10 protein-coding genes are annotated in these 9,517 nt (G+C 64.8%); 6 read left to right on the top strand and 4 right to left on the bottom strand.

Annotated features, from left to right (window positions below):
- A partial coding sequence (locus tag AC1P6P_RS03415) for a hypothetical protein (RefSeq protein WP_481401032.1) occupies positions 1-573 on the top strand: 573 nt, incomplete at its 5' end.
- Between the two features lie 18 nt (positions 574-591).
- Here the strand turns inward: AC1P6P_RS03415 and AC1P6P_RS03420 are convergent.
- The gene (locus AC1P6P_RS03420) at positions 592-1,347 is read right to left on the bottom strand and encodes a M99 family carboxypeptidase catalytic domain-containing protein (protein WP_481401033.1); all 756 of its coding nucleotides are present in this window, start codon (positions 1,345-1,347) and stop codon (positions 592-594) included.
- Between the two features lie 167 nt (positions 1,348-1,514).
- Between AC1P6P_RS03420 and AC1P6P_RS03425 the strand changes: the two genes are divergently transcribed.
- Positions 1,515-2,933: an aldo/keto reductase gene (locus AC1P6P_RS03425; RefSeq protein ID WP_481401034.1), complete on the top strand. Its 1,419-nt coding sequence runs from the start codon at positions 1,515-1,517 to the stop codon at positions 2,931-2,933.
- A 436-nt stretch (positions 2,934-3,369) separates the two neighbouring features.
- On the opposite strand, the gene AC1P6P_RS03430 is transcribed toward AC1P6P_RS03425, so the two are convergent.
- Positions 3,370-4,476, bottom strand: a complete 1,107-nt coding sequence (locus tag AC1P6P_RS03430; protein WP_481401035.1) for a saccharopine dehydrogenase family protein — start codon at positions 4,474-4,476, stop codon at positions 3,370-3,372.
- Between the two features lie 105 nt (positions 4,477-4,581).
- On the opposite strand from AC1P6P_RS03430, the gene AC1P6P_RS03435 reads away from it, so the two are divergent.
- Positions 4,582-5,277 carry a glutamine amidotransferase gene (locus tag AC1P6P_RS03435; protein ID WP_481401036.1) on the top strand — a complete coding sequence of 232 codons (696 nt, stop codon included), beginning with the start codon at positions 4,582-4,584 and terminating at the stop codon, positions 5,275-5,277.
- A gap of 2 nt (positions 5,278-5,279) precedes the next feature.
- On the opposite strand, the gene AC1P6P_RS03440 is transcribed toward AC1P6P_RS03435, so the two are convergent.
- Complete coding sequence (locus AC1P6P_RS03440; RefSeq protein WP_481401037.1) at positions 5,280-5,732, bottom strand: bacteriohemerythrin; 453 nt, start codon at positions 5,730-5,732, stop codon at positions 5,280-5,282.
- A 226-nt stretch (positions 5,733-5,958) separates the two neighbouring features.
- Positions 5,959-7,833, bottom strand: a complete 1,875-nt coding sequence (locus tag AC1P6P_RS03445; protein ID WP_481401038.1) for an ABC-F family ATP-binding cassette domain-containing protein — start codon at positions 7,831-7,833, stop codon at positions 5,959-5,961.
- 84 nt (positions 7,834-7,917) lie between these two features.
- Here AC1P6P_RS03445 and ndk point away from each other — a divergent pair, with 84 nt between their 5' ends.
- From ndk to AC1P6P_RS03460, 3 genes are all read left to right on the top strand, one after another.
- A complete protein-coding gene (ndk, locus tag AC1P6P_RS03450; RefSeq protein WP_481401039.1) occupies positions 7,918-8,340 on the top strand; it encodes a nucleoside-diphosphate kinase in 423 nt (140 codons plus the stop codon).
- A gap of 31 nt (positions 8,341-8,371) precedes the next feature.
- Positions 8,372-9,193: an SDR family NAD(P)-dependent oxidoreductase gene (locus AC1P6P_RS03455; RefSeq protein WP_481401040.1), complete on the top strand. Its 822-nt coding sequence runs from the start codon at positions 8,372-8,374 to the stop codon at positions 9,191-9,193.
- Positions 9,186-9,517: GIY-YIG nuclease family protein (locus AC1P6P_RS03460; RefSeq protein WP_481401041.1), on the top strand; the 332-nt coding region annotated here is incomplete at its 3' end. The genes AC1P6P_RS03455 and AC1P6P_RS03460, both read left to right, overlap by 8 nt.

The following is a 9,517-nucleotide window of genomic DNA, read 5'->3' on the forward strand; positions in this document are numbered from 1 at the left end:
TCGGCGCGCAAGTTCGCCGACAACGTCGCCACCATGGCCGATCCCGGCCGCAGCTATCGCGACAAGCTGCGCGACGTGGAACGGGTGGGTTCCGCCGATGCCAAGCGCGCGCTCGCCGAGGAATGCATCAATCGCGGCATGTTCAAGGAGGCGATCGATCTCTATCAGAGCGCCATGCAAGGCCCGATCGGCGCCGGCGATCCGACGCTGCTGAAGGGGCTGGCGCGGGCCAAGCTGCTGGCGGGAGACCATGCCGGAGCATTGACCGCGTTCGAGCAGCTGCGCGCCATGGACCGTGCCGCCTTCGATGCCGACACCGAACTCGATTATGCCCGGGCGCTGGAAGGCGTCGGGCGGACCGATGCGGCGCTGCGCCAGTACGAGGCGGTGGTGCCGCGCTACCCCGGCGAAGAGGCGCGCTGCCGCTTCGCCCTGTTCCTCAAGCAGCGCGGCCAGGGCGAACGCGCCCAGAAGCTGTTCCACGAGATCATCGACAACGTCAAACACGCCCCCGGCTACTACCGCTCGCGCCAGCGCGAATGGTACCGCATCGCCAAGGACCAGGTTGGGTGAACCGTCTGAGGCGAGCTTCTACCGGGGCGGCGTGTAGCGGTAGTCGATACCGACGGTCTGCAGGAACGTCTCCACGGCGGCGCGCTGGTAGGCGATGCGGCGGTCGAGCGGCAGGTTGCGCCAGGTTTCGACGCAGAAGCCGCCCTTCAACTTCAGCTCAGCCACCATCACTTCGGTGGAACTGGTCGGGATCGGAAAATATTTCGCGTTGAAGCGTTGCTGCGGCGCGGTCACGCCGGCATTGAGCCGCTTCAGCCAGTCGTCGAGCAGTGCCGGCTCGGGCTGCACGCCATAGCACAAGGTCTGGCCGAGGCTGCGCGCCACGGCGGGATCGAATAGCCAATGCGCCTCGTGCAGCGTCACCATGTAATCGAGCTTCAGCGTCCGCGCGAAGGCGACGAGGTCGTTGGCGAGGGCGTATTCATAGGGCCGCCGCCGATCAGGATCGCCGAACGAGCGGTTGAGATCGTGATGGATGTAGCGCCGCTCCTCCTCCAGAGCCGGCGCGTTGAGGCGCGGAATGACGATCAGCGTCCCGTTGCGGATCGTGATCGTCTTCAGCATCGCTTCGAGCGCGTAAGTGCCCGCCGGTTCGTCGCCGTGGATGCCGCCCTGAATCAGCACGGTTGGTCCCGGCGCCTCGCCGTGCAGGACGAAATACTTGGTGCGATAGACGTGATGGGCGCCGAACACCTGCGGAGCCGGAGGATCGGCCAGCGCGGGCACCCCGGCCAGAAGCATCAGGAACGCAACAAGGCAATGCCGGGTCGTCACCGTTTCACTCCAAGCTCCGTCCCCGTCACTATCACGGGTCTGCGCCGGGGCGGGCAATGCGGCAAGCGCACACCACGACGTGATCGTGGCGCGACCTCTTGCCGTGGCACCCCGGGGGGCGGCTCAGGGAGTAGAATGGCGGCAGCCAAATCGCTTCGGGGCCAGCCATGACCAATCGCCGCCAGATGTTCACCACCCTTGCTGCGGGTACTGCTGCCGCGTTCGCTGCGCCGGCCTTTGCCGCCAAGCCCATCGCGAAGCCGAAACAGATCATCCCGAAGAAGGTGCTCGGCCGCACCGGCTTCCCGGTGACGCCGCTGGGGCTCGGCGGTCAGGCGTCGCTGCAATGGACACCGGACGGCGTCGATCCCGCCGACATCATCTGCCGCGCCGTCGAACTCGGCGTGAACTATCTCGACACCGCCAACGTCTACGGCAACAGCCAGATGAATTACGGCGAGGCGTTCCGGCGGATGAACCTGGTGCCGGGCAAGTCCGGCTACAACGCCACTCTGCGCGACAGCTTCTATTTCGCCTCCAAGACCACGCGCCGCTTCGCACGCGATCCGGCCGACACCTCGGGCCAGAACACGGTCACCGATCTCAAGCGCACCCTGACCCAGGCGTTCGGCGACGGCCAGGGCTTCATTCCGGAAGGCGCCTATCTCGATTGCATCCAGATGCACGCGATCGGCAGCCTTGCCGATGTGTCGAAACTCTATGTCGGCATGGCGGAACGCGGCGGCAAGATGCCCGATCAGATCGGTGCCTTCGCGGCATTGCTCGATTATCGCGACGGCACCAATTACACCGGCCTCAATCCCGAGCACAGGCGCTGGGTGCGCCACGTCGGCGTCACCGGCCATCTCGATTCCACCGTGCTGTCGCAGCTCATCCGCATGGACGAGGGCAATGAGCTCGACACCCTGCTGGTGGCGCTGAATGTCGCGGACAAGCTCTATCTGCCGCATCAGAACAACGTGCTGCCGCTGGCGCTGGCCAAGGGCATGGGCGTGATCGCGATGAAGGTGTTCGCCGACGGCGCCTTCGTCGGCTCGAAGGAACCGCACTGGACCAAGGGCCCGCAGGAAGTGAACCAGAAGGTCGGCGGCTCCAAGCTCGATACCCACGAGATGGTGCGCTACACGGTATCGCTGCCGGGCGTCTGCACCACGATCATCGGCACCGGCCACATCAACCGCAAGAATCCTGAGGACGACCAGCTCGTCGCCAATCTCGCCGCCGCCTGCGATGCGCCGATGACCAAGGCCGAACGGCTGAAGCTGGAAAAGGAAACCGAAGCGGCCTACGGCGCCACCACCAATTATTTCCAGGAAAAGGCCCGTGGTCTGATCCCGCCGAGCGAGGTGAAGCTGACCAAGGATGCCGGCCGCGTGAAAGTAACATGGCAAGCCGCGGTCGCCGGGGCCAAGGCGCTGGCCGCCTACGACATCAAAATCGGCGGCAAGACGTTGCTGTCGATCCCCGCTCGCCCGCAGACGACGCTGGCACCTTTGTATGCCTATCTGACAAACGAACAGGTTCCGGACGGAGCGGTAGAGGTCGTCGCGGTGGAAGAGGTATGATTTCTGCCCCCACGGGCGCACAAATTGTCTGGCGCGCACGCGGACCGTGGGGGAAGTGCCCAGCGTTAGCGGGCAAAGGGGGCTCGCAACACGCTGAAGCCCCCTTTGGCGCGGCGGACGTTCAAGCGAGATCATTCTTTCCTCCCCCGCGATGCTCAAATCATGACGGTGGCACGCCGCCGAAACAGCGGGGGAGGTGGCCCATCAGGGCCGGGGGGGGGAATGTTTTAGCGCCGGATCGGTCCCCCCTCCGTCGCTACGCGACACCTCCCCCGCCTTTTTGCCGGCGGTGCGGCGTGAAAGGATCTGTCGGCGCGGGGGAGGAAAGATGAACGACGTGATCTCGTCTGAACGTCCGTTGCTCTAGCGCTGCGCGCCACTTCCCCCACGGTCTATGTGCCGGTGGAGAAAGCGCGGCGCCCGCGGGGGCAGAAAACTATTCCACCACCGTCTTCACCTTCACCCCCATCCGCTTCATGTCGGTGAACAGGCGGCGGGGGTCGGCGAGGTGGCCCATCATGTGCAGTCCGGGGCGGCGGCCGAGGCCTTCGAGGTATTGCAGGATCGCCGCCGTCACCGGAATGGCGGTCAGCTCATAGGCATCGCGGTGCGAGACCACCGCCTCGAAGCGGGTCGGATGGCCGGCGTGCTGGCCGTGAGCCCTGACCATCAGCTCGGTGCGGAACGGCGGCTTCTGGAACCGCGTCATGCCCCACCACAAGAGCCGCCCGACGGTGCGCGTCGCATGCGGCAGCAGGTTGAGCAGCGCCATGGCAACGGGATAGACGACCCAGTCGGTGAACCAGTGCCCGCCGGCCATGAAGAATCCGGTTTCGCTGAGGGCGGAGTAGCGTTCCGGCAGCGGCGCCAGCTCTTCGAAGAACATCGAATAACAGGTGCGCTTGCCGATATCGCCGCCGAAATCGATCTTGCGGATTTGCAGCAGCTTGGGATTGGTCCAGTGCCCGCCGGTGAAGATCTGCGCCTGATAATTGCGGAACACGTCCACCAACTCGTCGATGGCGTCGGTATAGGGCACGTCGCGGCCGATCGAGAGGTAACAGGCGGTGGTTGCGGATTCCAGTCTGTCGAGATGATCGGCAGCATAGCGTACCAATGCCGCGGGCAGGCCGGGATGAAATCCGGCTTCGGTGATGAAGCAGCGCCCTTTGGCTTCGATCTCGCCCGCCAGCGATTTCAGGACGGCGAATTTCTTGGCGCCAAGCTGGACGTCGAGATAATCGACGCCGAGATCGAGCGCGACGCGGGCCACGGTCGCGACCTCGGCGGTGGTCGGCGCCGCCACCACGATCAGCGTCTGCCCGGTCATCGCGGCGCGAAGCGAGTCGGGTTCGCCGGCATCGGCCCTGACCGCCAGGATGCGCCCGGGCCGGTCGCGTCCGAGATCGGCAGCGAGTTCTTCGGCCTTTTCGAGACGGCGGCTGGCGATGGTGACGACGGCGTCGCAACGCTCCAGGAGGTGGCGCGCGATCAGGCGTCCGGTGAACCCGGTGCCGCCCAAAATCAGGATATTTGCCGGCATGTCAGGCCCTCCCGCAGGGCAGTCTACCACGTCTGGGGGCACGGTTTTTTGACGCGAGGTCGCGCCCGGTGCCAAGCTTTGCGCCGCGATTCTCCTGAGGTCCCCATGCGCACCGCGATCGCCCTCCAGCATGTCGGATTCGAGGACCTTGGCCTGATTGCGCCGCTCTTGGCGGCTTCAGGCTGGGCGATCAACAGCCGCGATGCGACCGTCGACGATCTCGCCGATCCGGCATTGCAGGATGCCGAGCTTCTGGTCGTTCTCGGCGGGCCGATCGGGATTTACGAGACCGAGGCCTATCCGTTCCTCAAAGGCGAGCTGAAGGCCATCGAAAAGCGGCTGGCGAGCGGGCGGCCGACGCTCGGCATCTGTCTTGGCGCCCAGGCGATGGCGCAGGTGTTGGGCGCGCGCGTTTATTTCGGCGGCACCAAGGAAATCGGTTTCGGTCGCATCGCATTGACGCCGGATGGAGAAAAGTCGGTGCTGGCGCCGGTGAAAGACGGCATCGTGCTGCATTGGCACGGCGACACCTTCGATTTGCCGGTCGGCGCGACACGGCTGGCGTCGAACGAAACCTATGCCAATCAGGCGTTTTCGTGGGGCGCCGACGCGCTGGCGCTGCAGTTCCACCTCGAAGCCGACCCGATGATGCTGGAACGCTGGCTGGTCGGGCACGCGGTGGAACTGGCCAAAGCCGGCATCGACATTCCGGCGTTGCGCCACGCCGCCGCCGCCCAGGCCCCCGTCTACGCCGCCCAGGCCGTGGCGGTGTTTTCGCGCTGGCTGGAGCTAATCGGCTGACGCTAGCGGATGCCCTTCTGCGCCAGGAAGTTGGCCAGCGAATGGTCGTGCTCGAGGATGTGGTCGAGCAGCCATTTGCGAAAGAAGGCACGCACCTTGACGAGGTGGCGATCCGGCGGTACGGCGTCGGCAAAGAACTCGTCGACGAACGCCTTGAGCTTTTCGTTAAGTGCTTCGTGATCGTCCGCGTGCCGACGGTAATCGGCATAATTCAAGGTCTTCATGTAATCTTCTTCGTGCGCGAAGTGCTTCGCCGTTGTGGCAAGCAGGCGGGACACGCTCGCCCGCACCTGACGCGCAGGTTTGCTGGCGGCCAAGCCGTCATAGACCTTGTGCAGATCGTCGAGCATTTCGCGGTGCTCGATGTCGAAGATCAGGATGCCGACCTCGACCTCGGCCAGGTTCCAATCATCGGCGGACTCGTCATCGAGGTGCAGTGACTGGTTGTGAGGCACGGGTTTTCCCGCAAATAATGGCGTCCCACCATGGGCCTCCCCGGCATGATTGTCTTCACAGTGAATTCCACCGCAAGATGAATTAGGCTGGAGAAATGCTGGTTTAGGGGAAATAAGTAGTTGTGTGCGTTTTCGGTTTTGAATTATGCGTGCACCATATCGGTATTTTCCCGGATGTTACCACAAGTCGCGCCAGAGTTCACTTCGCGCCTCAGGGGTTCGCCGGCTACTCCGCCCCGGCCTGTTCGTAGTCTTCGTGCGCCAGCAGCCAGCGTTCTTCGGCGGCTTCCAGTTTCTTGACCGCATCGGCGCGCTTTTTCGACACCGCGGTGCCTTTCTTGGGGTCGTGCACGAACAGCAGCGGATCGGCGAGGGTGGCGTCGAGTTTCTGGATTTCGGCGGTCAGCGCGTTGATCTGGTGCTCCGCCGCATCGACCTTGTCCTTCAGCGGTTTCAGCCGCCGGCGCTTCTCGGCCGCCTCGCGCCGGGCGTCTTCTTTCGTCTGTTTCGGTTCGGCGGTCGCAGCTTTCGGCGCGGCATCGGGCGTCAAGAGGAAGCGGCGGTAATCGTCGAGATCGCCGTCGAACGGAGTGACGTGCCCGTCGGCGACCAGCATCAGCCGGTCGGCGGTGGCTTCCAGCAAACGGCGGTCGTGGCTGACCAGGATCACCGCGCCTTCGAAATCGTTGAGCGCGTTGAGCAGCTCGCCGCGGGCGTCGATGTCGAGATGGTTGGTCGGTTCGTCGAGGATGAGCAGGTTGGGGCGGTCGAGGGCCGCCAGCGCCAGCATCAATCGCGCCCGTTCGCCGCCCGACAGATTGCCGACCTTGGTGAGCTGCTTGTCGGCCGAGAATCCAAATCCGCCGAGCGCGTTGCGCACCTGCAAGAGCGCCAGCGCCGGCCGCATCCGCGCCAAGGTGTCGATCGGGGTGATGTCGCCGTTCAACTCTTCGAGCTGATGCTGCGCGAAATAGCCCGGGATCAGCTTCTTGGCGCGGGTGAGCGTGCCGCCCATCGCATCGAGTTTGCCGGCGAGGAGCTTCGCCAGGGTCGACTTGCCATTGCCGTTCTTGCCGAGCAGCGCGATGCGGTCGTCGGGATCGAAGCGCAGATTGAGCCCGGTCAACACCGGTTTGCCTTCAACATAGCCGACCGAGGCATTCTCCATCGTGATCAGCGGCGGGCTGGCACCGGTGGCGGCGGGAAGGCGGATCGGGGCGACGTGCTCGTCCATCGGAATGTCGATGGTCTGCAGCCGTTCCAGCATCTTGATGCGGCTCTGCGCCTGGGTCGCCTTGGAGGCCTTGTAGCGGAAGCGGTCGACGAACGCCTGCAGATGCTTGCGCTGCGCATCGACCTTCTTGGCCGAGGCCTCGTCCAGCGCCCGCTTCATGGCGCGGGTTTCGACGAAGGCATCGTAGCCGCCGGTATAAAGCGTCAGCTTGCCGTGTTCGAGATGCAGGATGAATTCGGCACAGGTGTTGAGCAGGTCGCGGTCGTGGCTGACGATCAGCACGGTGCCGCGATAGCGCTTGATATAATCCTCGAGCCACATCACGCCTTCGAGATCGAGGTAGTTGGTCGGCTCGTCGAGCAGCAGCAGGTCCGGCGCCGAAAACAGCACTGCGGCCAGGGCCACGCGCATCCGCCAGCCGCCCGAGAACTCCGAGCACGGCCGCTGCTGGTCGGCTTCGGGAAAGCCGAGACCGGCGAGAATTTCCGCGGCGCGGGCCGGCGCCGAATAGGAATCGATGGTGTGCAGCCGGGCGTGGATTTCGGCGATGGCGTGGGGGTCTTTTTCGGTCTCGGCGCGGACGAGCAGCGTGGCGCGCTCCTTGTCGGCCGCCAGCACGGTGTCGATCAGCGATTGCGGCCCCGACGGCGCCTCCTGGGCGAGAGCGCCGATGCGCCAGTCCCGCGGCGTGGTGATTTCGCCGCTGTCGGCGTGCAGAATGCCCTGGATGGTCTTCAAGAGGGTCGACTTGCCGCAGCCGTTCCTCCCGACCAGGCCGACACGGCGGTTGGCAGGCACACTGGCGCTGGCGCCGTCCAGAATGACGCGCCCTGCGATCCGTACCGTTACCGTGTCGATGGTCAGCATAACGGGCGCGCTTGTAGCATGCCTTGCGCCGGTGCAAAGCCCGCGGCTATAAGCCCCTCAAAATTCCAGTTTAGGGAGAGAACCATGGCCGTTGAACGCACGCTTTCGATCATCAAACCCGACGCCACCCGCCGCAACCTGACCGGCGAGATCGTCGCGCGGTTCGAGAAGGCGGGCCTGCGGGTCGTCGCCTCCCGCCGCATCAAGCTGTCGGACGAGCAGGCCAAGGCGTTCTACGCCGTCCATGCCGAAAAGCCGTTCTACGGCAGCCTGGTCGCGTTCATGACCTCGGGCCCGGTGGTGGTGCAGGTGCTGGAAGGCGAAAGCGCCATTGCCAAGAACCGCGAAGTGATGGGCGCCACCAACCCCGCCAAGGCTGCCGACGGCACCATCCGCAAGGATTTCGCGGAATCGATGGAAGCGAATTCGGTGCACGGCTCCGACGCCCCCGAAACCGCCGCCAACGAAATCAAGTTCTTCTTCTCCGACCTCGACATCGTCGGATAAGGATTAAGTTCCTCTGTCACGCTGGGGGCGCATGCAAGGCAAAACTGTCGTCATCACGGGGGCAACCTCGGGCATCGGCGAAGTCGCGGCCCTCAGGCTGGCGGAAAAAGGCGCCCGCATCGTGATCGTGGCGCGCGAGCAGGCGCGGGCTGAGGCGACGCTGGCGAAACTTCCCGGCACGGCGGCGCACGCGTTTCATCTCGCTGATTTGTCATCGCTGGCGGGGATGAAACAGGTCGCCGCCGACATCGCCGCCGCCGAACCCGCCATCGATGTGCTCATCAACAACGCCGGTGCGCTGTTCGGCAGGCGTGAGGTGACAGCCGACGGGCTGGAGCGGACCTTCGCGCTCAACCACATGGCCTATTTCGTGGTGACCAACGGGTTGCTGGACCATCTGAAGCCCGGCGCGCGCATCGTTTCGACCGCCTCCGACGCCCATTACGCCGGCCGGCTCGATTTCGACGATCTGCAGTTTGCGCTCCGCCCTTACAAGGGCTTCCGCGTCTACGGCACGTCCAAGCTCTGCAATATCCTGTTCACGCGCGAGCTGGCGCGACGGCTGCAAGGAAGCGGCATCACCGCGGTGTGCCTGCATCCGGGCTTCGTCGACACCCGCTTTGCCGCCAACACCTCCGGCATGCTGGGCGCCACTTTTGGCGTGCTGAAGAAACTCGCCGCGATCACGCCGGAGAAGGGCGCCAAAACCATCGTGCATCTGGCTGCGGCGCCGGAGGTCGAGAGCGGCACCTATTGGCATAAGGCGCGAGCCATCACGCCCTCAGCGGCAGCGCGCAGCGACAGCGATGCGGCCCGGCTGTGGGATATCTCGGAACGCATCGCCCATGGATAACGCCCGCAAGAAAGAACTGGCGCGCGAATACAGGGAACAGAAGGCGGTGCCCGGCATCTTCGCGGTGCGCTGCACGGCGAGCGGTGCAATGTGGGTGGCCAAGGCGCCCGATCTCGCCAAGCGCCAAGCCGGCTTGTGGTTCCAGCTGCGCATGGGAGGCTTTCCCGGCAAATCGCTGCAGGCCGCCTGGACCCAGCACGGCGAGGCCGCCTTCGCGTTTGAAGTGCTGGAAGAAATCACCGACGACAACGCGCTGCTGATCCCGGCGCTGCTGAAAGAGCGCGAGGCTTTCTGGCGCCAAGAGCTGAACGCGGCGGCGCTGAT

This window comes from Rhizomicrobium sp. (genome assembly GCF_056722145.1).